The organism is Candidatus Binatia bacterium (assembly GCA_029248525.1).
GTDB lineage: Bacteria > Desulfobacterota > Binatia > UBA12015 > UBA12015 > UBA12015.
In genome coordinates this window covers 17,589-43,666 of record JAQWJE010000023.1, presented here as the reverse complement: position 1 = coordinate 43,666, position 26,078 = coordinate 17,589, and the positions used below count along the sequence as shown (strand labels likewise).

General features: G+C 59.8%; 19 protein-coding genes. 12 read left to right on the top strand and 7 right to left on the bottom strand.

The genetic code is table 11. The features are described from left to right. The 3 genes from P8K07_05605 to P8K07_05595 form a co-directional block, all read right to left on the bottom strand. Positions 1-2,020 (bottom strand): molybdopterin-dependent oxidoreductase (locus P8K07_05605; protein ID MDG1958000.1); only part of this gene is annotated, 2,020 nt, incomplete at its 3' end. A gap of 173 nt (positions 2,021-2,193) precedes the next feature. Beyond that, on the bottom strand, positions 2,194-3,174 hold the full coding sequence (locus P8K07_05600) for an alpha/beta hydrolase (GenBank protein ID MDG1957999.1): 981 nt from the start codon (positions 3,172-3,174) through the stop codon (positions 2,194-2,196). 44 nt (positions 3,175-3,218) lie between these two features. Continuing rightward, positions 3,219-4,046, bottom strand: coding sequence for a hypothetical protein (locus P8K07_05595; GenBank protein ID MDG1957998.1), 828 nt, complete (start codon positions 4,044-4,046; stop codon positions 3,219-3,221). 218 nt (positions 4,047-4,264) lie between these two features. On the opposite strand from P8K07_05595, the gene P8K07_05590 reads away from it, so the two are divergent. Further along, positions 4,265-5,476, top strand: a complete 1,212-nt coding sequence (locus P8K07_05590) for a phytanoyl-CoA dioxygenase family protein (GenBank protein ID MDG1957997.1) — start codon at positions 4,265-4,267, stop codon at positions 5,474-5,476. Positions 5,477-5,830: 354 nt separating this feature from the next. Beyond that, positions 5,831-6,445 (top strand): 30S ribosomal protein S4, encoded by a 615-nt coding sequence (rpsD, locus tag P8K07_05585; protein MDG1957996.1) that lies wholly within the window; start codon positions 5,831-5,833, stop codon positions 6,443-6,445. A gap of 155 nt (positions 6,446-6,600) precedes the next feature. On the opposite strand, the gene P8K07_05580 is transcribed toward rpsD, so the two are convergent. Next, entirely contained in the window at positions 6,601-8,427 is a 1,827-nt protein-coding gene (locus P8K07_05580) for a sulfatase-like hydrolase/transferase (protein ID MDG1957995.1), read from the bottom strand. Positions 8,428-8,587: 160 nt separating this feature from the next. Between P8K07_05580 and P8K07_05575 the strand changes: the two genes are divergently transcribed. Both P8K07_05575 and P8K07_05570 read left to right on the top strand, forming a co-directional pair. Beyond that, positions 8,588-9,493: a phosphatase PAP2 family protein gene (locus tag P8K07_05575; GenBank protein ID MDG1957994.1), complete on the top strand. Its 906-nt coding sequence runs from the start codon at positions 8,588-8,590 to the stop codon at positions 9,491-9,493. 93 nt (positions 9,494-9,586) lie between these two features. Then, positions 9,587-10,840: a saccharopine dehydrogenase NADP-binding domain-containing protein gene (locus P8K07_05570; protein ID MDG1957993.1), complete on the top strand. Its 1,254-nt coding sequence runs from the start codon at positions 9,587-9,589 to the stop codon at positions 10,838-10,840. Between the two features lie 91 nt (positions 10,841-10,931). On the opposite strand, the gene P8K07_05565 is transcribed toward P8K07_05570, so the two are convergent. Together P8K07_05565 and P8K07_05560 are read right to left on the bottom strand one after the other, a co-directional pair. Further along, positions 10,932-11,939: a class I SAM-dependent methyltransferase gene (locus P8K07_05565; protein MDG1957992.1), complete on the bottom strand. Its 1,008-nt coding sequence runs from the start codon at positions 11,937-11,939 to the stop codon at positions 10,932-10,934. A gap of 169 nt (positions 11,940-12,108) precedes the next feature. After that, complete coding sequence (locus tag P8K07_05560) at positions 12,109-14,082, bottom strand: DUF389 domain-containing protein (protein MDG1957991.1); 1,974 nt, start codon at positions 14,080-14,082, stop codon at positions 12,109-12,111. A 120-nt stretch (positions 14,083-14,202) separates the two neighbouring features. Here P8K07_05560 and P8K07_05555 point away from each other — a divergent pair, with 120 nt between their 5' ends. From P8K07_05555 to P8K07_05545, 3 genes are all read left to right on the top strand, one after another. Further along, positions 14,203-14,760, top strand: a complete 558-nt coding sequence (locus P8K07_05555; GenBank protein ID MDG1957990.1) for a nitroreductase family protein — start codon at positions 14,203-14,205, stop codon at positions 14,758-14,760. 120 nt (positions 14,761-14,880) lie between these two features. Continuing rightward, positions 14,881-15,765, top strand: a complete 885-nt coding sequence (locus tag P8K07_05550) for a bile acid:sodium symporter (protein ID MDG1957989.1) — start codon at positions 14,881-14,883, stop codon at positions 15,763-15,765. Positions 15,766-15,867: 102 nt separating this feature from the next. Beyond that, entirely contained in the window at positions 15,868-17,325 is a 1,458-nt protein-coding gene (locus P8K07_05545; protein MDG1957988.1) for a hypothetical protein, read from the top strand. A gap of 48 nt (positions 17,326-17,373) precedes the next feature. Here the strand turns inward: P8K07_05545 and P8K07_05540 are convergent, their stop codons facing one another. Further along, positions 17,374-19,776: a hypothetical protein gene (locus P8K07_05540; protein MDG1957987.1), complete on the bottom strand. Its 2,403-nt coding sequence runs from the start codon at positions 19,774-19,776 to the stop codon at positions 17,374-17,376. 490 nt (positions 19,777-20,266) lie between these two features. Between P8K07_05540 and P8K07_05535 the strand changes: the two genes are divergently transcribed. The 5 genes from P8K07_05535 to P8K07_05515 all read left to right on the top strand — a co-directional run bounded on the left by P8K07_05535 (position 20,267) and on the right by P8K07_05515 (position 26,071). Next, on the top strand, positions 20,267-21,850 hold the full coding sequence (locus tag P8K07_05535; GenBank protein MDG1957986.1) for a hypothetical protein: 1,584 nt from the start codon (positions 20,267-20,269) through the stop codon (positions 21,848-21,850). A gap of 59 nt (positions 21,851-21,909) precedes the next feature. Then, entirely contained in the window at positions 21,910-23,028 is a 1,119-nt protein-coding gene (locus tag P8K07_05530) for a hypothetical protein (protein MDG1957985.1), read from the top strand. A 134-nt stretch (positions 23,029-23,162) separates the two neighbouring features. Next, positions 23,163-23,453: a Dabb family protein gene (locus P8K07_05525; GenBank protein ID MDG1957984.1), complete on the top strand. Its 291-nt coding sequence runs from the start codon at positions 23,163-23,165 to the stop codon at positions 23,451-23,453. A gap of 92 nt (positions 23,454-23,545) precedes the next feature. Continuing rightward, the gene (locus P8K07_05520) at positions 23,546-24,925 is read left to right on the top strand and encodes an FAD-binding oxidoreductase (protein MDG1957983.1); all 1,380 of its coding nucleotides are present in this window, start codon (positions 23,546-23,548) and stop codon (positions 24,923-24,925) included. Positions 24,926-25,177: 252 nt separating this feature from the next. After that, positions 25,178-26,071 (top strand): hypothetical protein, encoded by an 894-nt coding sequence (locus P8K07_05515; GenBank protein MDG1957982.1) that lies wholly within the window; start codon positions 25,178-25,180, stop codon positions 26,069-26,071. Positions 26,072-26,078: the final 7 nt, after the last annotated feature.

Genomic DNA, 26,078 nt, shown 5'->3' with positions numbered 1-26,078 from the left:
GCGGCAGGGCAACCGATCCGGGCATCAGATCCTCGATGATACGCACGGGCACGCGCACGGTGGCGACTGGCGAAATGACATCGGCGAGGGCCCCCTCGGCGATTCCGACCTGCGCTGCATCCTGGGGGTGCATATGCAGGTAGTTGGTCTGGAAGCCCTCGGTGATAAACGACTCGATATTATGCGTCCATGAGTTGTGTGTCTTGTGATCGCGTTTCGAGATCAGGCGGAAAGTCGGCTTGGCCTCGCGCTCGGCCTGCCATTTTCCTTCCAGCCGCTCTGCGGCGGCCAGAAAGCGTTCGGGCGCCAGATGCACCAACCCGTCTGCGGTAACCACCCGTTTGCCGAGGAAATCGCCGCCTTGTCCGGCAGGCCGCAGGCGGCCCTGAGGTTCCCGCGCCAGAGCATCGAAGCCACCTTGGCCGGTAATGCGCAGCAGCATCGAGAGAAGGCCACGCTGGGGCAGGGCCGGAAGTTGGTCGGGGTGGCGACGGGAATGGAAGGCCATCGCCATCTCCAGCGATCTCTGCGCGATACGCGAGCCGAACATCGGAATGCCGGAGGCCCGGCAGAGGTCGACGTAGATGCTCGCCTCGTCACGTTGTTCGCCGGTGGGCGGCACGACGGCTTCGGTCGCTGCGATGTAGGGACGCGTCTGCATGCCGAGAAAAAGCGGGAAGGCAAAGGGCAGGTCGGGGCGTTGCATGGGGGACGTCGCGGGCAGCACGTAATGGGCGAGCGCGCCTGTTTCGTTGCGGTAGATGTCCAGCGTGACCAGTAGTTCGAGCTTCGCGAACGCATCGCGCAGGCGCCCGGCATTGGCCATGGTCAGTAGCGGGTTGCCGCCGGTGACAAAGAGGGCGCGCACCTGGCGCTCGCCCGGCGTGAGGATCTCATCGGCCAGCACACCCCCCGGAAGAGCATCGTTTACCGACTCGAATTCTCCGACGCGCGAGTAGTTTTTCTTGACGAACATGCCCGTGCGCACGCCGAACTTTGCGAAATCGAAGACGCCTTCGCCGACCAGCGAACCGCCCTTGCGATCGAGATTGCCCGAGACGGCGTTGATGGCCTCCTGCAGCCAGACACATAGAGTCCCTTCGGTGCCCTGGCCGATCCCGGTCCCGCTGGCCAGACACGCCCCGTCGGCCTCGTGGTAGGCGCGCACCATGCGACGCAGAACGTCGGCGGGGATCTTGGTGACTTCGGCGGCGCGCTCGGCCGTCCAGGGTTGCACGACGGCGCGAAGCTCGTCGAAGCCGGACATATATTGACGGACATGGCTTTCATCGACGCCGCCGATCTCGATCAACTCGCGCAGGAACGCCAGATAGAAAAAGATATCGGTGTTTGGGCGGACAAAGACATGCTCGCCGGCGACCTTGGCAGATTCGGTGCGGCGCGGGTCCACGATGAAAACGTGTCCACCGCGTGCCCGAATTTCCTTGAGTCGTTTCCCCGGATTTGGGACCTGCAGGAACGTCCATTTGGAGACCGCCGGATTGGTGCCGACCAGGATCAGACACTCGGTGTTTTCCAGATCGACAAAGGGCTGGGTGAACGGAAAGCCGTAGACCTGGGTGGCCATGGCGAATTTATTCGCGCAATCCTGAGTGGCCGAGGCATACATGCTGCGCGAGCCGATGCCCTGCATGAAGCCTTGCGCAAAGATCGGGTGCAGGACGGAGAACCCGGCCGCCGTACCCACATACATGGCGATCGAGTCAGGGTCGTCGGCCGCCAGTCGGCCTACCTTCTGACCGATCTCGGACATGGCCTGTTCCCAGGAGATGCGATCCCAGCGGGTGCCGGTGCGCTTCATCGGGTATTCGAGCCGATCGGGCGAATCATACATCTGATGCTGGTGGAGCCCCTTGATGCAGGCATACCCCTCGGTGGCCTCATGTGCCTTGTCGGGCCGGATATCGACGATCCGGTCGTCGGCGACGTCCACCTCGAGCCCGCAGGATGCCTCGCAAATACGACAGAATGTGAATTTGGTCTCCGGTACTTCAGGCATCTCGGTATCTCCTTGCACTACCGCGATCGGGGTAGCTGTGCAGGACGATATCATGGCATCGAATACAAAAAAGGATTGCCGGTCGTTTCCCGAAATTTCGGCTGGATGGGTGTTCCTGGCGCTGTGGGGGCAGCCGATGAGAGGGGCGATCGCACCAGCTGGCCGTGCGATGCCTAGGCGCCGCGCAGCACTTGCCGCAGGATCGTGACCACCTCGGCGAGGTTCCGCACGGAGGGCTCGGCCTCCGTGACCATGGCCGAGCCGTGAAAGGTGCCTGCATAGGAATGCATCTCGACGGTCACCCCGGCTTCCATCAGGCGCATGCCGTAGCGCAGGCCCTCGTCGCGCAGGGGGTCGTATTGCATGGTGGAGATATAGGTCGTCGGCAGTCCGCTCAGGTCCTCGGCACGCGCCGGTGCCGCGTAGGGCGAGACGGAGTCGCCGGACTGATGATCGGGGCCGAGATAATGCTTCCAGCTCCAGACAGCATTGGGCCGGTTCCACACCGGCGTGTCCTCGAAGGCCACCATCGAGGGCGTGTCGAGCCGATCATCCAGTTCGGGGATCTCGAGCAATTGCAGAGCAAGGGCGGGGCCACCGCGATCGCGCGCCATCAGTGCGGTTCCTGCCGACAATCCGCCGCCGGCGCTCTGACCGCTGACGGCGATTCGGAGCGGATCGACGCCGAGGCTGCCTGCATTCGCCGCCAACCAGCAAAGCGCGGTGTAGCAATCCTCGACACCGGCGGGGAAGGGGTTTTCGGGAGCGAGTCGGTAGTCGACAGAGACGACCACGGCACCGACCTCGGCAGCGGCCTTCTGGCACCAGGCATCCATCATTTGGATGCTGCCGGTCATGAATCCGCCGCCGTGGATCTCCAGGATGCCGGGCAGGGAAGCGCTGCTGCTGGTGCCCGCGAGGCCGGGGGCGGCAGCGCCAGGGTGATAGATCCGGATGGGTACCTCGGGTGCACCCTCGGGGCCGGGGATCCGTCGGTCTTCGGTCGTCACGTCGGTCCGATCTTCGAGCGCCGGGATCATCTGCGCGTGGAGTTTGCGAATCTCCGATACTTTCTCGGGGGTGGAGAAATCGGTGACCCCCGGCAGCAGGGGCAGCATTGGTTCCAGATCGGGATGAAATTTGTAGTCGCTCAAGGAAGTCTCCTTTGGGGCAAGGGCAAGAGAAGGGGCACGCTCGCTCAGCCCTGATGGTATTCGGCGTAGAGCTCGGGAAGGAACCCGGCCAGATGATGCATCTCCATGCCGCAGTGGACGAGCATATCGCGTCCGAGGTGCGCGCCGACCAGCCGCGTCGACACAGCATCCGAGCCGATGACGCGGTTGATCGGGTTGCCGGGTCCGAAAGCATCGAGCTGCGGTTTGCCGAGCCAGAAGCGGCTACGCATTTCGGAGCCGTCGGCGGTGGCGCGGATTTGATGGATGAGGTGCCCGATGGTGATCGGAGCGCGCTGCAGGCCGACGCGGCCGCAGATCATTGCGGTGGTTCCGCAGTCGGTAAATTCTTCGGGCCGCGAGAATACTGTGCCCGGATCGTTGAAGGTGATGGTGAGATCCTCGCGCCGGTCGCCCACGTACTCGGTGACCAAGTGCGTCGTCATGTACTTTTCGCGGTCGCTGAGTTGCGGGTTGTCTCCCTGCATCGCGCTGGTTCCGTTCGCGATATGAGCGCGCGGGTGCCAGAGCTTGTAGCGCTGGTGCTCCATATAATGCCAGCCCATCCACCATTCGAACATGGCGCCGGTGACGCCGGGCATATTGGTGCGGACGGCCACAAAGATCTTGCCGCCGGGCAGTTTCGTGAAGCCGTTTTCCAGAGGGAGATAGCCCGGATTGAGAAGCTGATCGGCATCGCTCATCGGAAAGCCCAGCGCCCCAGCCTCGCCCCCGTGCTGCACGGCCTGTGCGACCTGCGGCTGCAGGGGACGCATCATGGGATTCCAAAAGGGGGCGTACCTCTTGCCGTCGAGGTCGCCCGGGCGCATGCCCAGATAATGATCGGTTTTCATTGAGTCTTGGCGCCTCCTGCGTCTCCGTCCACGCCGACGGGCGAGTCAATCTTCTTAGACCAAAGGAACTGTACCGCGCGCAAGGGGGGCAGGGCTCGCAACGTGCTCGGGGGGAGGACGACCAGATTCGCAACACGATATCCCGGGGGATGGTTTGAGCTTGATGGGTGGGTCGGAAACACGATAGTGAAGAGGGCGGAACGGACGGAGGCACGCCGATGAGCATCGACCAGCGGACGCGACTATATAAAGATATTCGGGCGATTGAACGGGATGAGATTTTTGACGGATTATTGCCCTCGTCTCTCGCGCAAAACGCAGGCCTTGCCGGTCGTGGACTGCGACACAAGAAACTGCCGTCGATCGCCCTCGAAGATGCGGGACGTACCGTGTCGTTGGCCGAGCGCAATGGCGATATGGTCCTGATTGAAGGTGCTTCGCCTGACGCTTCGATCGCCAGCCTGCAACCCGGCGCGCTCTCGGAATTGGTGCAGGACCAACGCACGACCATGGGGCTGGCGATGATGGCGCAGGTCAAGATGACCCGTGGCGACTTTGCCGATTTTATTGGCTGGGAATCGGTTTTCCGAGCACTTCTGGATGCTCGACCCGTGTACGAGGCCGGTGGGCTGACGTTGCGCGATCGCGGAGGAGAGCCTCTGGATCTGAGCCGGCGTTTTACCCTTGCGGACGACCGGGACGAGATTGCTCACTTCCTGCAAGAAGCGGGCTTTCTGCATATCGGTGGTGTGTTCCGGGAAGAAGAGATGGATGCTGTCGCAGCGGATCTGGATGTTGCATTGCAGGCCGCCGAACCGGGTGACGGTATGTCGTGGTGGGCGGGTACCTCGACGGGCGAGAAACTCCCGGTACGCGTGCTCTCGTTCCATGAAAAGTCGGACATCCTGCAGGAGCTTCTTCGGGATGATCGATTGGTGTGGCTGGGCGAGATCACCGGCGACAAGCACGTGCCGCCATCCGGGGCCGAGGGGCTGATCAAGCCGCTCGATATTCAGACGGGCCTCTCGGATCTTCCCTGGCATAAGGACTGCGGGCAGGGCTCGCATTCCTATATGTGCAATGCGATGACGGTCGGAATTTCAGTCACGGGTGCAGATGAGGAGAGTGGGGCTCTGGGCGTGCTTCCCGGATCGCATCGCGCGAGTTTGCAGGCCGCGGGGCTGGATCCGACGTTTGACCTGCCGTCTCGGAAACTATCGACCGAAACCGGTGACGTCACGGTGCATTGCAGTGATACTTTCCATCGTGCCTATAGCCCGAAAAAGCGCCCGCGGAAGGTGGTCTACACCGGCTTTCGGCAACCCAAATTGCCCGGAGATATCCTGCCGGAGGTTTCGATGGCCAAGGTGAAGGCGGACCGGGCCAAGTTGACCGACGTGCAGGACCGCATCGCTGCCGCCGAGGCCTGAAGACTGCGCGGACGTCGTGGTAATCCGCACAGGATACTAATTTCACTCAGGTTTCGAGTGGTCTTCTGTGGTCTCTGGCGGGGATGGATGTAGCTCCTGCCGCGATCCTCCGGGGACGACCGGTATCGCCCCATGTTGACTTGCAAATTGGCAATATCTAAAGGCTTTACCGGACTTTGCGGTTCGGAAGCTGTTTTCCCCGATTGCGTATTCTCGTAGGGGGGGAATTGAGGCTTGGTGATGCCAAGTCGACAGACTGTCGCGGCTTGCTCTCGGGATTTAACCAGAACCAAAAGCCTGCAAATCAGCACCAGTAAAAATTCTGTTCTACAGAATTCAAGGAGAAAGATTAGAATGTCACGCTATACCGGACCCAGACTTCGTGTCATGCGAGCGCTCAACGTCGAGCTGCCGGGCCTCTCGCGCAAATCCCCGTATCGGAAGCCGTACCCGCCGGGAGAGCACGGAGCCAAGCGTCGCCGAGCGGATTCTGTCTATGGCGTCCAGCTGAAAGAAAAGCAGAAGCTGAAGATGAACTACGGTGTGACCGAGAGCCAGATGCGTCGGCTCGTGAAGCAAGCCCGTAAGTCCAAGATCGCAGCCGGTGTGCGTGTGCTCGAATTGCTGGAATCTCGGCTGGACAACGCCGTTTTTCGTGCCGGATTCGCTTCGTCCATTCCGGCTGCGCGTCAGTTGGTCAATCACGGTCACTTCATGCTTAACGGCCGCAAGACCGACGTTCCTTCCGCGCAGGTGAAGGCGGGCGATTCGATCCAGGTGCGCCAACGCAGTTTCAATCTCGCCGTTCTCACGGAGTCGTTGGCGCAGCCCTCGCTCTATCTGCCGGATTGGATCACCCTCGACATGGAAAAAAAGCAGGCTTCCGTGACCTCGGCTCCGACTGCGGAATCAGTGCCTTTCCTGATCGATGTCCAGCAAGTCATCGAATACTACAACACTCGTATCTAAAAAACGAAAAGCGATACGTCGACGGTTCGGCGAAGAGCCGTCTTGCAAAAACCCGCTGGCGCCCTCACGGCACCAGCGGGTTTTTTTGTTCTGCTCAGGCGGGCGCACTTGAACTCGGCTGTCCTCTGCGTCCGTTTCACGAGGCTCGTCCGCGCTCAGTTCAGGGGCAGTGCGCTGTCGAGGGCTTCGCGTAATTGATTAGCGACCGTGGCGTGCGTCGGATCCCCGTACAAGTTGGTCAACTCGAAGCGGTCGGCCTCCATATCGTAGAGCTCGTAATGCAGATTCTCGGAGGAGCGGTGCGGGTGGCTTGCGATCAGCTTCCAGCGATCGTTGCGGATCGCCCGATTCGGGTAAGTGATATAACCTCCCGGACTTTCGATCAGGATATGGTCGCGCGGTGTCGTCCGCCCGGACAGGACCGCATCGAGGTCCACTCCCTGGCGCCCTTGAGGCATCGTAACTCCGGCGAGACTGGCGATGGTCGCTGCAATATCCGCCGTAATCACCATGGCATCCGAGGAGCGGGGGGATGGGTATCGACGAGGGTATCGCAGGCTCAGGGGAATTCGAATCACTTCTTCGTAGGCCGCAAACTTGAAGTTGGACCAATGTTCGCCCCTAAGGATCCCCTGGTCGGATACGAAGATCACCACTGTGTTGTCGGTCAGCCCCAATCGCTCGAGCAGGTGATCCACATGCCCTACGGCATCGTCGAGTGCGAGCAGGGAACGCAATTGCTGTCGATGATTCTCGATGACGGCAGCGTCTGTTGCGTCGCTGGCATTTCGGAAGAGGCGGACCCATGACGGTTTGCCCGACAGGTCCGGTTCGCGGAAGTTGGGCCCTCTGGGTGGGTCGATATTCATGAGCGCGTCCTCGTGGCGCGGGCTCGGTGTGAAGGGGGCGTGCCCGGCATAAGGCGCATAGACAGCGAAAAAAGGCTCGTTGCGGTTTTTCCGGATAAAACGACTTAGAGACTTTGCAAGGACGTCGGTCGAATAGGCAGATTGGGGGAATTTCGTCACCTTGCCATTGATGTTCAGATCGAAGCCCAGGTAGCGGAAGGTCAGTAGCTCCTGCCACTCGTCCCACCCCTCGGGTGGCACGGGAGGTGCCGAGGACTGGTGCAGATATTTGCCGAAAAGACCCGTTCGGTAGCCTCCCTCCTGCATCCACGCCCCCACGACATCGGACCCTTTCAGAAGGTGCCCGGTTCCGTGCCCCATGACCCCGCTTTGTCGATTGCTCATACCGCTGAGCATGCTGGCTCGAGCTGGGCCGCAGATCGGGTGCGTTGAAAATGCGTTGGTGAAATTAACGCCATTTTGCGCGATTGCGGACAGGGTCTTGGGCATCCAGGGGAGCGAGTCTTTGCGCATATCGTCCGCGATCACCAGGACGACGTTGGGCGCCAGCGCCGTGGGCCAGATGTCAGCGACAAAACTCTCGGTATGTGCACGCAGGCATCGGGCCAAAAAAATGCTGTCCAAGCGGTCGTTCTGAAAGTTCAGGCACTCGCCCCACGGAGAACCCTGTTGCAGGCCGGGGTCGTCAGCTGCCACGGATTGGCACGCCCGGGCTGGCCGCCGAAACAAGCGCCCGCCGCGGGCGCGTCGAACGCCTCGGGCTCGCTCGCTTTGCCGCACCTTTAGATACCTGGTTGCGGCTCGGTTGGTTTCCCCCGAGCAACGAAGCAATTGTGGTGACAGCGACGCATCGGGCGGGAAGGGTTCCAGCAGCGCCAGTAGCTCCGCACCCCGAGATTGCGCGCAGGCCAGACCGGAGAGCGAATCCTCGATCGCCGGCTTGGGCGTTGTGGCGTGGCTGAGGTGATTGATGACCGCGTGAACAGCGGCCTTGGCTTCTTGCGCCGTCGAACATTGGTCGGGCCCCGGCTGCGCATGGGCCATCCCTGCCCCGATCTCGATGAGTGCGAGGCAGGTGAGTGTTGCGGGGATCTTGAGGCAGCTATTTCGCATAGGCTTCCGGGTTGGGCAAACGAGAATAGTCCGAAAGACTCTTTTGGGGCAATCCAGAGCTTTTCTTTTTTACGGGCTTTTGGTTTCGGCCCCGCCTCCGTTGGCTTTTGCCGCCAGACCCAGTTTCTGATTTACGAACGACAAAGGCAGGGCGCTGATTTTGAATGGAATTCTAGAAGCGGGTATCGAGAATATTCTCTGGTTGCAGCAGTTCCAGACGGACAGATCTTATTTCTTCTGGGACGTCTTTACGAACTTCGGGGGATCTTACTACCTATATATGGTGCCGGCGTTGCTCTGGAGCGTCGACTACCGGATGGGGCTGCGTCTTTTGCTGTTGCTCACGGCAACACTGATTCTGAATTCTATTTTGAAAGAGGCCTTTGCGGCACCTCGTCCATTCGAGTTGGATGCCCGAATCGTTTCGTCCGGAGAGATCGGTTACGGGTTGCCCAGCGGCCATGCCCAACTCGCGGTCGTTTTTTGGGGTGTGCTTGCCGATTGGATCGACCGGAAGTCCTTCTGGATCCTTGCTTTTGCGATGATGTTCCTGATGGGATTGTCGCGTCTGGTTCTGGGCGTTCATTTTCCGACCGATGTCTTGGCAGGCTGGTTCCTTGGCGGGGTGACTCTTTGGCTTTATCGACTCTACCGAGCGGAGGGTGAGGCGTGGCTGGGTGCTCTTTCTCGAGGCCGGCAATTGGGTTTGGTGACGTTGGCGAGTGCAGGGGCCTTTTTGGCAACGCAGGTCGTGGCCCGGGAGCTTAATGTTCTAGGGGCAGGAGCTGCGGGGTTTGTTCTGGGTGGTGGGTTCGGCGCTGTCCTCGGCCTGCATCTATTAGGCTTTCGCGGGGACGGTCCCGTGTGGCAGCGCGGCGCGCGTTTTCTGATCGGGATTCCGGTGCTTCTCCTCTTCCTCGTTTTGGTCGGCCAGGCGGGCATTCCCGAGGGTTGGATGGGGATGCCGGTCGTTGCTCTCGAGCTGACGATTCTCGGCAGCTTTCTGGCTGCCGGCGGCCCGTGGTTGTTTCAACTTTTGCGCCTCTCGTCACGGCCGGGCTTCTGATCGTCCGGGTTCTCCTGCAAATCCGTCCTGCAGACGTCCGGGCGCTGTAACCGCAACATCGCCCATGCTAGCTGACCCCCGGAGGGTTCGAAAATGAGAGTTTTGGCACTGGGCGGGAGCGGCGGGATGGGGCGTTTCGCGGTCCGCGCGGCAGTTACAATTCCGGGTGTTGATTCAATTGTGGTGGCTGACCTGCAGGCATCTTCTGCGCAGGCTTTTGCGGCGACCTTGTCGGGGAAGGCCACGGGGATTGGTCTGGATGTGATGGATCCGGGTGCGCTGCGCGCGGCGATGCGCGAAGTCGATGTCGTTCTCAACACGACGGGCCCCTTTTTCAGGCTCGCTGTTCCCATCCTGCAGGCCGCGATCGAATCGGGCTGTCATTATCTGGATATTTGCGATGATTGGGAACCAACTCTCGAGATGTTTGCGCTGGATGCCGCTGCTCGGGAAGCGGGGATTACGGCCGTGATCGGTCTGGGCGCCAGCCCCGGACTCAGTAACCTGTTGGGCCTCGCTGCCATGCGCGAACTGGATTCGGTCGAGGAGCTTTACACCGGTTGGGATATGTCTGGTGCGGTACCAGAGGACGAAAGTTCGCAGGATGGCGTGAATGCCGCGATGGTCCACGGAATCCAGCAATTGACTGGCGTTGTCCGCGTGCAACGCGAAGGTGCGGTAGAGATGGCGCGACCGTTGGATACCGTCGAGATCGATTACCCCGGGATTGGTCGCCGGGTGGCCTATATTTTCGGTCACCCGGAGGCTGTCACTTTTCCCCATCACTATCCGGAGATCCGAACTTCACTGAACCTTACCCATGGCGTGGAGGGCCATTTGTTGGTCCTCAAGGGCCTGCGAGGTCTTGTGGAACGCGGATGGCTCTCGATATCTCGAGGGGCAGCCCTGCTCGGCTGGCTGGAAGGCCTCGCAGGTGGCGGGAGCGCTGAGCCCGTGCTGAGCGCCGATCGACTCCCCGCTGTCTTTGGCCTTGCGGTGGGAACCAGGGAAGGGATGCCCGCATCGGCAGCCGTCACTATGGGGGATATCGGGGAGGTCGGAATGGGTTTTGTGACCGGAGTGCCATTGGCCTGCGGGCTCGAACTGTTGCTCAACGGCTCGTTGGTCCAACGGGGTGTTTTTGCCCCCGAGTCAGGAGCAATTGATCCCCATGGGTTTTTCAGAGTTCTGAGCAAGAAGGAAGGTCCCGACGGCTCGAGTTCAGCTCCCGAGTCCGACATGCTTCTGGTGACGCGGTCGTGGGACCCTGATGCTCGCAAGAGCTACGCGGCGGCGATCGCGGCGGCGCGCATGGAGTTGGAAGCGAGGCAAGCACCTGCAGGCTGAAAGACTGGAGGACGAGGACTCCCTCCCGCGGCGGCATGGTTCGTCGCGGGCTTTGTCTGGCGGGCTTTGTCTGGCGGGCAGATTTGGTAGGTCAGGGCTTCTCGGCCACGATTCGCCAGTTCAAGTCGGCGATCTTGGCTTTCTCTGCGTCGGTCCACGCTTGCCCTCCGGTTTGCAGCAGGTCCAGCGATTCTTCAACCCATGGCGGGAGTATGCGAATTGCTTCGAGGCCCCGGATCAACCGTCGGCCCATCATGATCAGGTCGCGCTTCTGTTCGCATAAGGGCCATGCTTCGCTTTTGGAGGGAGCGGAGAGGATTACCCGGAAGCCGGCTCGTTCGAGAGCCTCGCAAACGTGAGCGGGATACATCGACTGCGTGGCCGCCAGCGTCGGCAAGAAGAGTTTATGAAGCCTCGCGTGCTCGGGATTGTCCCAGTCGAAATAGGGGGTGAGCAGATACTCGGAGCATGCGTAGCGGGACCCCGGTTTCAGGACGCGGTACATCTCGCGAGCGTGCGCATCGAGTTCTTCTTTTTTGAAGAAGGGCCATACCGCCTGAAAAGAAAAACATCCGTCAAAACTTTCGGACTCGTATTCGAGCGGCTGGTGGTGATCGCCGAATTTGAAGTGAAGGCGATCGCTCATATCGCACTCGGCGGCCCAGTCGATCCCGTTTTCAACCTGGTTCGGATCAATATTGTATCCGGAGACCTGCCCCCCGGTCATGGTCGCAAAATGATGCGCAATTCGCCCGCGCCCACAGCCCATATCGAGGAGGTGAGAGTTCGTCGGGTCTTTGAGGTTCATCTCGGAAAGGATGTCTTTTTCGACCAGCAGCTGGTTGCCGTATAGCCCCAGCTTTTCATCGAGCTGTGGTGGGATATAGAGTTTTTCCAGATCGAAGATCGACAGCATATTGTTGAGGACTTTGTAGTAGTCCGCGACAGCTTTGGTCTCGTCTGCGGTCTCAGTTTCCTCCCCGGCCTGCATGCGTTGGAAGAATTTATAGGCATCGACGCAGGCCTGCTTGTCCTCCTCGGGCAGGGTCGCGAGCCGTTTGAGTCCGATGAACGAGGTCTTGATTCTGTACCAATTCAATTTTCTTAACCCTGTTTGGAGCAGCATCGTTTGCTGCGGTGAGAGAGGCTTGAAGCCGGGTCCGAGTGGACAGAGTTATAGTGTCCTTTAGCCCTCGGGGATACAAGGCGATGGCGATTCCGGTCTTTCGTCGGCCTTTGGGGGTCGGGTGCCCGGGCGATCCCTGACCTCAAGGCGCCTCGTTGCGCGGGACATCCGGGTTTGGTGGCACTTCCGCTTTTGCAGGGGGCTGTACCGTAAGCAGTTGGGTCACGAGTCGAACCCGGACGGGTGTTCCGACATAGCTGCGAGCCGTCGAGCGAATTGCCGCGGCGAGTCCAGCGGGTGCTAATTGGGTGCCCGTCACGCGAACGTTGAGCTGAATGCCGATCTCGTCGTAGGCCACGGCGATGCTCTCTAATTGGTAGTCGGAACCCAGGGTTTCTCGGAGGGCAGGGATCAGTTCCGTTGGAAGTTGATTCGGGGTCGCCCGTGAATCGGGCTTGATGCTCAGAAAGGCTCCGAGGACCAGAACCGAGAGCATCAGAATATTGACAAGCAGCAGCCGCCAGCGAGAGGCCTTCTTGATGTTTCGCAGCCCGACGGCCCAGAGGCTGGCCATGGAGGCCAGCACGATGGTGAACATATTGATTGCGAAGAGCAGCAGGGAGTTGAGAGCGAGCTCGAAATTGCCCAGCGACAGAGCGAGTCCGGAAGTGGCAATGGGGGGCACCAGAGCTGCCGCGATCGCGACGCCCGGAAGCGCGGCGACAAGGCCAGGCCGGGAAGAAGCGTAGGCGGCCGCCAGGCCTGCGGCAAACGCCACAAAGAGATCCAGCAACCCGGGTCCGCCGCGCCCCAGCATCTCTCGCGTTGGTTCCTGGAATCCCGGCGTGGCCAAGCCGACAAGCACGCCGACGATCAAGGAGACAACGACGCCAAAACCGATCGAGCGCAGGGAAATGCGCGATAATACCGGGTTGCCCTGAACCAATGCCAATCCCAGGCCGAGAAGCGGAGTCATCAATGGCGCGACCAGCATGGCGCCGATCACAATCGCGGCGGAGTCCTGAATCAGTCCGATCGCCGCCATGAACGTCGAGAGGAACATCAAGGCAAAAAAATCGAAATCCCATTGCGAAGAGGATTGGATCCGGTCGACCAGAGAGACGCGATTTTCGCGGTCGATTTGAGGGACCATGCGCTCCACAAAGCCTTCGGTGATCCCGAGGAAACGATTCCGAATCGGTGAGCCGGAGCTGACAATCGCGACTGTGGGGCGCGTCTCCCCGCGAGAGAGGCGCGCGCCGACCCCGCCTCCGATATGGCTGCCGAAAAGGCCGAGGCGCGATGCGCCCAGAATGACCAGATCGAAGGAACCACTTTCCCATGCCTGACGAATGCCCCGTGCCGCCTGGTCGTCGACGACGACCCGGCGGTCGACGTCCTTCTGGTCCTTGCCAAGCGCTTTTTTCAGGAGGGCGTCGAGTCGTCGCTCGCCGACCTGCTCGGAGTCGGGGCCAATCCCGGGGTTCACCCGCACAGCGGTCAGGGGTTGGGGGGTGTCCGCCGCGAGATCCTTTCCCAGTCGCAAGGCAGAGACGCCGTGGGGGCCGGTCGATGTGCCAACCAGTATTCTGGAAAACGGATTATCCTCTTCGAGTCCGAAGCAGAAAACCACCTCGCATGGGGCGAACCGCAGGAAAATCCGGCGCTCCTTGATGAAGTCCGGGTCGGTGGTGTTCAGTTCCTGGCGTGCTGCCGTGACCAGCGAAAGTTTTTCCTTTTTGACATCCGCCAGCAGCAGTTGTCGAAACGATGTGAGGCTTTTGAGCGGGAGTTGCTTGAGGCGGAGATGAACGATGTGCGCGGCCGCCGGGTCGGGGTTGGCGGTGTCTTCCTGGTCCGTATCGTTTTCGCGATCGCCCGCGCAAAGGGACTCTGACGAGGCGATGAGATCGATAATCTCTCGAATGGAATCCGCGCCTTCGCCGTCGGCTTCCTCTGTCAGGTTGCGCTCGACGGGATCGCCGTCCTGCCGGGCCACCTGCTGGTAGACCAGAAGGTCCTTCCGGCGAGATTGGGCCAGCTGTATCGCCCACCGCAGTTGCAGCTTCAGGTCGAGATCCGAACCCAGCAGTACTCCAATCGAACCCTCTGCCATCTTGACTCCTCTGGTGCGCCCCCACTGAATAGCCGACAGCACCACCTCGGCACAACTTGGCGACCCGACTGGACGAGACCGGCGTTCTCCCCTTATGGTAGAAACGAAACGAGGGACGTGATGCACATTCAGGAAGCCATTCATTCTCGCAGGACAGCTCATTTGTGGCAGGATTCACCTGTCCCGGAGGACGTGATTCTGAAGGGGTTGGAAGCTGCGCAGATGGCCCCTTGCCATCGGATGACCTGGCCCTGGAGGTTTACCTTGCCCGGTCCCACAGCTCGCGAGTCGCTTTTTGAACTGGGAGTCGAGCTCAAGGCCGCGAAGACCGGAACCGAGATCAGCGAGGCCCTGCGCGAGCGCATGGCCGGAAAAATGCTTCATCCGGCGCTGGTGGTCGTGAGCCAGATTGTTTCGGAGGATGCGATGCAATCGCAGGAGGATTACGCGGCCTGCGCTTCGGCGATCCAGAATCTGACGCTATCGGTCTTTGCGGACGGCTATCACAGCAAATGGTCGACAGGGGCTGTGATCCGGGATGCGCGGACCTACGACGCCCTTGGCATATCCCCCAAAGAGGAAACCATCATCGGCTTTGTATGGGTGGGTGTGCCGGTGCGGACCGGGCCAGCCCCGGAGCGCCCCGAGCTTTCCCTGCAAGTCCGACGCGTGCCATAAAACGATCGACCCAAAGCGACTCGGTGGCAACGCGTGACCATTCGGTCGTGCAAGGTTGGGTGGTCAGGCTGCTGGCCGAGGAGTGAATAAACAGAGCTACGGGTGGGGGAGGTGTCGTTGATGGATTGGTACACGCAGGCCGAGTACCCGTTGGCATTTTCGCAGCTGTTTCTGGCGATGTTGGGAATGGGGGCGACCCTTCATCCTCGCGATCTCTCCGCGGTCTTTCTGGCACCTCGAGGTTTGCTTGCGGGGATGGGTGCCCAGTTGCTGGTGATGCCGGTTTTGGGCGCCTCGGTTGCTGCATGGGCCGGGTTTTCTCCGGGGCAGACGATCGGTCTGATTCTGGTCGCCGCTGTCCCGGGCGGCACCTTGTCCAACGTGGTCTGTTATTTGACCGGCGCGAATTACGCGCTCTCCATCGCGCTGACGGCACTCTCGACGATTGGTTGTCTGGTGACCACGCCTCTGATTTTGCAGCTCTTTGCCGCGGACCTGCTTCCCTCGGCATTTGCGATGCCGGTGGCCGGGATTCTATTTGATATCGGCCTCGGCCTCCTTTTGCCCCTGGCTCTCGGGATGCTGGTGCGGACGCGTCTGACGCCACCGGCGGATCAGCGTTTTACGAAGGTCTGCATCCGCCTGAGTCTGGTACTGGTTTTTTTGATGGTGGTCGGCTCCAGCGGGAGCGGACGTATTGATGGCGCCTCACTTGCGTTCCTTCCTCCATGGCTGGTGCTCTTCTCGACCCTCGGGTTGGGGATCAGCCTTGCGGTCGCCTGGTTGGCCCGGCTGGCTCGGCCCGAGCGTATGGCTATCGGAATTGAAACGACTTTGCGCAATACCAATCTGGCGTTGCTTCTCAAGGCGTCGCTATTTCCTGCGGCGGCCGGCGGTGTCGACCCGTTCTCGGACGCGGTGCTCGCGGTGGTGGTACTCGCCGGTGGTTTGCAGGCAACTCCCTTGTTTCCAGCGGTTCTCGGCTTTCGCCGGGGCTGGCTTTGATGGGGAGAATTCAGGTCGAGTTTGCGCCCGAGTTGCAAGCCTTCGGCCTAGGCAGGATTCTTTTGCGATTTTGGAGGTTCGTGACAAAACGGATCTCCGGCTATGAAGAAATTTTTCTTTCGATCGATTCTGGGGATTCTGGCAGCGTTCCTTCTCTGGACAATCGCGGCTGAAGTGCTCGAGCCTGCCTACGAATCGGAACTGGAAAGTGGTTTCGGTGATCTGGTTTCGGGCATCGAGGAAGCTGAAGGGAACCTGACGGGATGGCTCGCGATGGCTCCGCCCCGAGGCGAGCGATCCTTGGCCGATGGCTACGTCTACCTCCTCGGCCACCTCGTGCGGATCACGAACCGTGAATTGGATAACAACCCCTACAATCCGCATTTCGAGCGAGCGATTACCTTTCTCAGCAAATGGACGGGAGACAACCCCGACAACGCCTACCTGATTGCGCCGATCGATGGCGAGTTCGACTACCTTGTGACGGGTCAGGTCCCTTACTACCGGGAGCGGGGTGCAACCACGCTGGCCGAGATTCCGGAGGCCCCCGGATTAGTCCTGTTTCAGACAATTACCGAGTTGATCGGCGATACGGGTTCGCTCGAAGAGTTGGTCTCGTGTCGAAATCAGACATTTGCGGATCTCAATAGTCATAACCTGCAGGTCGATCCGGACGGGCATTTTGAAATCCTGTTATCCGGCGAGAAGCCCGACGGCTACAGCGGCAATTGGATGGCGACGCGAGGAAACCTGGCCTGCGAGGATCAGGAGGGCCAGACGACGTATGCCGACAAGGTCGCGAGCAATTTCGTTGTGCGGGAGATTTTCGTGGATTGGGAGACCGAGCACCCTCTGGACCTGGATATCGTTCGTCTCGGCTATGAGGGGCTGCCTCCTCCGGTGATGGATGCCGCTGCGCGGGCCGAGCAGATGCGGGCGATCGGGGAGAAGCTCCCCAACCAGATCAACTTCTGGAACTGGGTCATGCAGATTGGTCTGGAAGCGTGGGGCGATCGAAACTTTGATGGAGAACGTCGCTTGCCGGTGAACGAGGTGAATGAAGCATCACCTCCCTTTCTGGCCGGGGGGACCGCCGGGTCGAATCAATTATATGCCAGTGGCATGTTTGCGCTGGAGCCGAACGAGGCCCTCGTCCTGTGGGTTACCGTTCCCAAGACGCCGGATTATCTGGGCTTCCAGCTGAGCGACAGCTGGATGCAGTCGCTGGATCAGGCCAATTACGTCACGAGTCGGAACCAGAGCCAGCTGGATTTTGACGCCGATGGCAGCAGCTACCTCGTGGTCGCTCACGAGGACCCCGGGGTGCGCAACTGGATCGATACCACGGGTCTCGCGACAGCACAGATGACGTTTCGGTTTTGGTACCGAGAGGAGCCATCGCCGGCCGACTTTCCGAAGATTCGTGCCGAAAAAGTCCTGTTCGCGGATCTCTTCGGGGTTATTGGAGACGATTCGGTGCCGTCGTTCGACCCCGTCGCGCGACGCCTCGAGATCGCCGCTCGGCAAAAGCATATGCGGCTTCGTTTCCGGCAGCACTAGGAGGAACCGGGCCGCCGCTCTCGGTCGCCTCCTCGATCGCTGCGGTGCTCAGGCGCCGGGCTGTGGCACTCGGGAGAAGACGCCGATGCCCAAGAGATAGATGACGAGGCCCACCAGCATCACGGCTTGAAAACCGATCGTCATCGACAGGATCGTCGCGAGGACCGATGCGACCACGGAGAAAAACCCGTTCACCGCCCAGCACCATGCGACGTATTCCTCACCGTGTGCGCCCAGGCGGGAAACCGTTGCGAGACCCAGCGGCATGAACATTCCGAGGCAGAGCCCCAAGGGTGCCAGCAGGGCAACGGAAATCAGGACCCGGAGGCCCAGAGGTGATGCCACGGCGGCCTCGATGATCGGCGTGAGAGCCATCTGGTAGAACGTCACCAGCACGATCAGGCTGACCGCCAGAATCCCGAAGGCCTGATTCCGCTTGTTTCGGAAGCGTTCGCTGAGCAGGCTGCCGACCCCTGTGGAAAGCAGCAGGGAGAAGAGAGTGACCGTAAGCGAGTACGTCGGGTAGCCGAGGAAGAGCGTGAGTTGCTGAATCAGACAAACTTCGATGAACATGAAGCCGAGGCCGAGACACATGAAGTAGGTTCCTGCCGACGCCTTCCATTCGATCTTGCGCCAGACGTCGCGCAGGAAAACCAGAGGGGCCAGAAGGAAGACAGCCGCGAGCAGAATGGCTGCGAACAGGAGTGCGATCTGTGCTTTTTCGCCCACTCCTTCTTCGATGTTCAGTTCGCTGGATTGTGTCCGGCCCGTCAACGCATCGGGGAAGGAAACGAAATGCCAGAAAAAGGGTGAATCATCCGTGATCGGACCGATCTGATAGGGGTAGCGATCATAGAAGGCTTCGCGTTCATCGCCGTTGGCCGTGATGACGGTGAAGGCCGGGTGATCCTGGGCCATCCCGGTCGGCGTATAAATCACCTCGTTTTTCTCGAGGCTCGCGGCTGTGGTGTTCAGGGTTGCGATTTCTTTTTCGGTAAAGGGCGACTTCTTCAGCAGGATGGTGACGGTTGCCATATCGGCAAATCCGGGTGCGGCCGTAACCATTACATGGGCCGGGAAATCCTCGATGCCCAGCTTCCGGAAAGCTTCCCGGGCGGTCGCGAGGTAGCGAAGCGTGCGATTGGGCTTCTCGCCGAAGCCGATCTCGCCGAATTGGGCGCAGAGGATACCATCCGGGGTGAGGTGTGTGAGCGAGGTCTGGATCATCTCGCGCGTGTAGAGATAGCTTTCCGAGAGTACGAAAGCGCCCGACGAAGCTGCGTTCATGGCCGCATAGCTGTCGGGGGCCACCAGCCAGATCAGGTCGAAGTTGTCGCCGGAGCCCTCCAGGAAGGCTCGCCCCTCGGCATTGACGATCCGGACTTTCGGGTGCTCTGCCAATCTGCCGGTGAAGTCGGCAAAGTCCTCGTGGAGCAGGTCGACCGTCACCGGATTCAGTTCGATGCCGGTGACGTGATTGGCCTCGAAATGCAATGAGGCCATGATTTCGTTGCCGCCGGCCGAACCGACGATGGCGACGTTGGCGCCAGGGCCGAGCAAGCGGAACGGGTATTGCCGATCCATCGTGTCGTACCGCGCCAGAGAGTCCATCTCGCCGTCCCAGGAGTAGAGAACGGAACCCAGAGTTCCGTCATGGACCAGAAAGTTCGAAGGCTCTGCATCCGGCAGGGGAATTGGCACAACATCCACCCGGAACACCGGACTCCACCGCGTGAAGATCGCCTTGGACTCTCCCTCGCCCTTGATATTATCCTTGACGGGGTCGGGCAGGAGCGCGGGGGAGATGACGAAGATCAGCGAAAGAACCGCACTGATGATGACGCCGGCCGGCCACCGACCGCCCTCGTCGCGAGCCAGATTCCAGCCCGAGATCGCAAAAAAGAATCCTGCCAGAAGGACACCACCGGGAGGCGAGAGGTAGACCATGATGGGAATGATCATGGTGCAGCCCAGAGCCGCACCGCTGAGGTCGGCAAAATAGAGGCGGCTGATGTTTTCGGTTCGTGTCGCGAAGATAATCGCAAGAGCGATGCCGGCGGCAGCAAAAGGCACGAAGAGCGTGATCAGGAGAGCGCCGAGTTTCACTACTTCCAGAAAGACGGTATCCCACCGGCCCTGGCCGAGATGGATCACCATCTGGAAGAGGTTCATCGGCAGCAGCGCGGTGATGAAATACCCGATGGTCACGCTGAGCGAGGCGACGAGCGAGCACACGAGAATCAGGCGCCGGGGCGGGATCTGTCGCAGGCTCTCGAACAGCGTCACGAAAACGCCACCGGCCCCGAGCCCCAGCAGGGAGACGCCGATGACCAGATAGGTGAAGTAATAAACCAGTTTGTAGGAGAAGACCCGCGTGTAGCTGACCTCCAGAACGATGACGGCCAGTGCGATCAGGAAGATTTCGAAGTAGAGACTGCGTTTGGTTGCCATGGGAACTCTATTCTCGCGCAATCATCGTTCGGGAATCGTCGTGAGTGCTTGGGATATCTCGTTCATTTCGGCTTGTCGACTCACATTCGGGCACAAAACAAATTTTCCGCCAAAAAACTCTGCGTTGAGCCCCGTCGTTCGGTCTCGTTCAGCTGCGCGACAACCTGTGCGCTGCGGTGTCAGGGCGGGTGCTCGGGATCACTCTTGCCGGAATAAGCTTCGCAACCTTAGCCGGCCTATGATACCTCCGGGAGAGATTTTGAGGTTACGTTTGGGGGGGGTAGGCGTGAGGCTGTCGAAGGGAAATTCTTGTCGGGCGTTATTTGTGGTTGCTGCGTTGGTGGTTTCGGGTTGCGGTAGTTCGAGTGCACCGGGGCCGAACTCGCCGGAACCGATCGCGGGGCCCCCAGTGGATCCCGCGGACCCGACCCCTTTGCCGGTGCCGGAACCAACGCCTGATCCAGCTCCCCCGGCGGAGCCGGACTGCGAGGTGGAGTTCGAGAATACCTACGATGCCATCCAGACGGTGCTTTGGGACGGCATGGATTGCACGAACTCTGCCTGTCATGGCGACGCCGCCATTGGTGGTCTCGATCTGCGGGAGGGGCTGAGTCATGGAAATCTCGTGGACCGAGAATCTTTCGGTTCGACGATGGCGCTGGTGTTGCCACGGGAGCCGTTGAAGAGCCTTCTTTATTTGAAGTTGGCGGCGGCCACCGCGCCGGACCTGATGGCAGGCCAGACCGTTGCCGGGAGCCCGATGCCGTTTGGCGGTAATCAGCTCACGCACGATCAGCTCGATGTCGTGCGTGTCTGGATCGAGAAGGGCGCGGCTGCCGCCGGAGTCGTTGGCGATAATGAGTCGGGGAATTCCGACACCATCGCCGAGAAGTTGGGAGTCTGTCTGCCCGCGGCCGATCCTGTCCAGGCAATAGCCCTGCAGCCGCCGGCCGAGGGAGATGGTGTGCAGTTGGTCATGCCGGCGCATCGGATCGCGGCGGGGTCGGAGATCGAAATTTGCTATGCTTCCTACTACGACTTCAGCGGACAGGTGCCGGACCGATATCTGGATGAGAGCGGCGATTATTTCTTCGCTCGCAAGGAGGTGAGTCGTGAGGATGCGAATACCCACCACCTGATCGTGATGAAGCCGACAACGCCGATCTCCCTGATCGACGATCCGTCGTATGGCGATTGGGTATGCGCGAGCGGGACAGAAGCGGGAGCACCTTGCGACCCTCTCGATACGAATAGCTGTGGCGAAAGTATCTGCCGTAGTCGTATCGGCGATAATGTTGCCTGCTTCGGCTTCGGACCGGACGAGGGACGCCCCAATGGCGGCACGGATTTCAACGAAACCTTCCTGATTCCGGAGACCTCGATTCCCGGGTTCTATATCAAGGTGCCCCTGCGCGGCCTGGTCTATTGGAACTCGCACGCATACAACCTGACCGAGAAGGATACGATGCACAGGGCGTGGCGAAACTTTCTTTTCGCCGAGGAGCGCGAGGTCACGATGTGGCAGTGGCACGATTTCCGTTACATCGGTGCCGGGGCTGGCACGCCTGCCTTCGAGCGTCAGACCGTATGTCGCGAGCATACGTTCGAGCAGGGGGCGGGACTGTTGATGCTCTCTTCGCATACCCACAAGCGCGGCGAGCTTTTCTGGGTGAACGATCCGAGCGGCGAGAGGTTCTACGAAAGCCCGTTCTATGATGATCCGTTCTATCTCACCTTCGACGAGCCCTGGGTCTTCGATTCTGAAGATTCGGCCGAGCGGACTCTGGAGTTCTGCGCGATCTATAATAATGGCGTCGCGCGGGACGGTAGTCCGGATCCCTATACAGTCACACGGCGATCCGAGAGGCCTGCCGGAACAACCTGCGTGCCAACACATTGCGCCGAAGGGCGTATCGCGGAACCCTGCGGTGGCGTCGGGGATGATGCGACCTGTGATTCGGAACCGGGGGCCGGGGACGGGTTTTGTGATGCTTGTGCCATTACGCCCGGTGTCACCACCGATGATGAGATGTTTGTGCTGATCGGTGGCTTGGCCGTGTACGAAAATCAGTAGCGAACAGCCTGCGCGGGCGAATCCTCCGCCCACGGACCTCTGTTGGATTGGAGAACGAGATGACGCGAACCGGAACCTTGGGGAAAACCTGTCTGATGGCATCGGTCTGTTTCACGGCGGCGCTGGCGCTCGCCAGTTGCAGCGGTAGCAGCGCCGACCAAAGCAGTACGCCAAAATATGCAGGGAAGGGTTCTTATGCGGTCGGTATTACGACGCTGGGGCTCGGTGACCGCGAGGTGGAGGTCTGGTATCCGGTTGATCCGGACGCCACCGCAGGTCACGACACGACAAGTTACGTGTCCTTTGAAGTCCTGCCGCAGGCGATCGTCGATATTCTTCCGCCGGAACTCAATATCGAAATCTCGGTCGATGCCTATCGCGATCTCGCCGCGAGTGCGGATGGGCCGTTCCCGATTCTCACCTTCAGCCACGGTGCCGGCGGCTTTCGCTACGCGTACTCGGCCCTCCTCACGGAGGTGGCTTCGCACGGAATCGTCGTCGCCTCGATCGACCACACGGAGTGGGGACTCCTTCAGCAGGTAGGGTTGCGCGGGGAGGTACCGGACCGAACCGCCGAAGATGTCGTTCTGGCAACAATCGGTGCCTTGGGGGATGCGGATGCTGATGCGGGATCACCGCTTTTCGGTGGCGTCGATACGACACTCGTTGTGACCTCGGGCCACTCGGCGGGAGGCCGCGCGGCTTTTGCCTTGCCCGAACGTCCGGAGGTTCGAGCAATGATCGGGTTTGCGACTGGCAGTGCGCGCGGTTTGATTACCGACAAGCCCGTCCTGCTTTTGGTGGGCGCCGAGGACCGAGGAGCCGCGAGGCTTGAGGAGTCCTATGAGGAACTTGCCGGCCCGAAGCGCTTTGTCTCGGTCGATAACGCGGGCCATAATAGTTTCACCGATCAATGCGATATCCTCTGGAATGGCAATAATTTTCTCGAAGACCTGGTCGCGGCCGGATTCCCCATCCCCGAGAACCTCTTGTCTCTGGCCATCGATGGTTGCTTGCCCGAAAATCTGGACCCCGAAGAATTCTGGAGGATCACGGGTCATTTTACTGTCGCGCATATGCGCGATGCCTTTGGCCTCGACCGGCAACCCGTTGGTCTGGGGCCGGGTATTGCCGACGCCTTTCCGGGGGCCTCGATGATCTACGAGTTCGAGGACTGAGGGTTCGGCTCTTCTCCGCAAGCGCAAACTCAGGCCATGACTTGCACGGTGCTTTTGGCTCGAAAGTTTCGGCAGTTTTCGGTAAACCAATTGCAGTTCGAGTCACCCGTGACCGAGTATTTGTGAGATAAACTATGCCCCTTCAACATATCGTCTGGCTAAAGAAAAAAGATCATTGCAGCGATCCCGATCTCGAGAACCTGCTCCAAGAACTCCTCGCTTTGGTGGATGTGATTCCCGAGATCGAGAGCATCAGTTGCGGGGCGAATATCACCGATCGGGCCAATGGCTTTACGCATGGGATCATTGTCACGCTCACCGGCCCCGACGCATTACAGGGTTACCTCAGCCACCCGGCGCATAAGGTCGTGGGTGGCAAGTTGGCCCAAAATGCGGACCTGATGGCGCTGGATTACGAGTCCTGAACCGATCGCATGCCCGATCGTATTGTAGTTCTCCGGTTTTGTGAGTCGAGTGGGCTCTGCGCCATCTTCGATTCATTTTCGGTGGACGCCTGATGCGTGAACTCATTGAAAAGCTCTCGGCGACTCTGGATGCCGCCACGCTATGTGTGGGTGCCGATATCAGTGATAAATATCACGCGGATTGGAGTGGAGCCGATCCCTGTGCTCCGCCGGTTTTATTGAAACCCAAAACAACCGCGGACCTGTCCGGCATCATGGCCCTATGTTTCGCGCATGATCAGCCTGTCGTGATCCAGGGCGGACTTACCGGGCTTGCTGGCGGCGCGACACCACTTTCTGGAGAATTGGCGATTTCGCTGGAACGAATGCAGGGGATTGAATCCATCGATCCTTCCGGGATGACGATGACGGCTCTTGCGGGGACCCCGTTGCAGGTGCTGCAGCAAGCAGCGGACGATCATGAGCTGTCCTTGCCTCTGGATTTGGGAGCGCGTGGAAGCTGCCAGATCGGCGGCAATGTTTCGACCAATGCCGGGGGGACGGAAGTCATACGCTATGGAATGACTCGGGCGCTCGTTTTGGGGCTGGAGGCCGTTCTCGCGGACGGAACGGTGGTCAATGCCCTGAACACTCTGGTCAAAAACAATTCGGGCTATGATCTCAAGCACCTCTTTATCGGATCGGAAGGAACCCTCGGGATCATCACGCGGGTGGTTCTGCAATTGCAGCCCAAGGCGCGCAGCACGCATACCGCGCTCTGTGCGGTGGAGGACTATGGGTCCATTGTCGAGTTGTTGGTCGAGCTGAAACGCAGCCTCGGATCGGGACTCACCGGGTTCGAGCTGATGTGGTCGAGCTATTTTGACAAGGTCCTCGAGGTGCTCCCCAAACTGTCCAGCCCGCTGGGTGATTCGTCGCCTTTCTATCTGCTGGTGGAATATCTCGACAACGATCAGGCGTTGGGCGCGGATCGCTTTGCCTCGGTTTTGTCGCGACAACTCGAGTGTGGCCTTCTCAAGGACGCCGTGATCGCCAAATCGCATCAGGATGCGGAGCGGTTTTGGGAGATACGCGATGGGATCAGTGAACTATTTCGAGTTCTCGGTCCAGTATCCAACCAGGATGTCAGTCTGCCGATTGCGGATATCGGAGTCTTTGCCACTGACCTCGATCAGCAATTGAAGGCGAAATACCCGGATATCGAAGTGCTGCTATTTGGTCATATCGGGGACAATAATATGCATGTCTGCGCCTATACCGGGCGGGAAGAGGACAAGACGAAGATCAGCCACGATATCATGCACCTGATCGGCGATTACTCCGGCGCCATTACCGCCGAGCATGGCGTCGGTGTCCTCAAGCGCGACTATCTCTCCCTCAGCCGAAGCGCCCCGGAAATCGCTCTGATGAAGACCCTGAAAGCCGCCATCGATCCCAAGGGGCTTCTCAACCGGGGACGGATCTTCGACTGATTGGCCCTTGGCTGCGCGCTGGTAAATGATCTTGTGATCGATCTTTTCTGCGGCGGGGGCGCTCGGCTTTCCAGCCCGTTCGTATCGTGTGTACTGTCCTGCGAAAATCCGTCATAAACGAGGCAGGCACCCTCGGGGGGTGGCGTCTTCGCGAGCATTGGATGCGGTTTAGCCCATATTCGCAGGGACGGAATCAATGACGCGGTCGGAACATGAAGGTTCCCTGATAATTTTTTGAGACAAGGAAAAACGATGAGTCATCCAGAGAGAAAGCTGTCCGATAAATGGTTTGAGCAATGGGCGAAAACGGATTCTTATATGGCCTCTGACGGCCATAGCAATCGAATTCCATTGCGTTTGGCCAGCACCAACGTCGTGCTTTATGGCAAGGCGAAATTATCGGAAGTGCTCAAGGAGTTCGAGCATGAGGACCATCGACCGGTCACCGTCGGCGGCGATGTCCCCGTGCAGTTGTGGTGCAATAATTTTGTCGACACGGATTGTGGACCTGCCGACCAAATAAATCCTTACGTCGAGACATGGTACTCGTTTCCGGTCACGCCTAAATCGGCGCCATTGGATCTGCCTTATGAAAGTCCATTTTCCTACAACGTAGACGCGCCCGAAGCTCTGGTTTGGTGTCACCGGGTGTTATGCGCTCCGGCGAGCGATGGCTATGCGCTTGGCGCGATCGCGGCGATTGCCGGCGGCCGCGAGGTTTGGGGCTTCCCCAAGCACCCGGATCCCGCCACGCTCCGATTTGTCTACCCGGATGACGAGACCGTTGTTTTCGAGGGCGCTCATCAGGGGCACAAGGCGGTCGCTCTCAAAATCAAGCGGCCGGAGAGTGTCGAGGGCCATATTACGGTTCCTCTTGATGTACGAACGGGTGAGGATACCTGCATCACCCCGCGCCAACATCCCTCGAAAGCAACGTTTGTGGCGAAGCAAACGCGCTACGGACAGGCCTTTGCGGCAACCATGAATTTCTCGCCTTGGGATGAGGCTACGGATTCGATCACCATTTACGATGAGGAAGATTATTTTGGTGGGTTGCTCAAGAGCTGGGCATTCGAGCCCTCACTGAAGATGCATTGTTCGGACTTGAAGATCGTCGCCTTCAAGCCGGCGGGGTGGGGCGGCTGAATCCGAT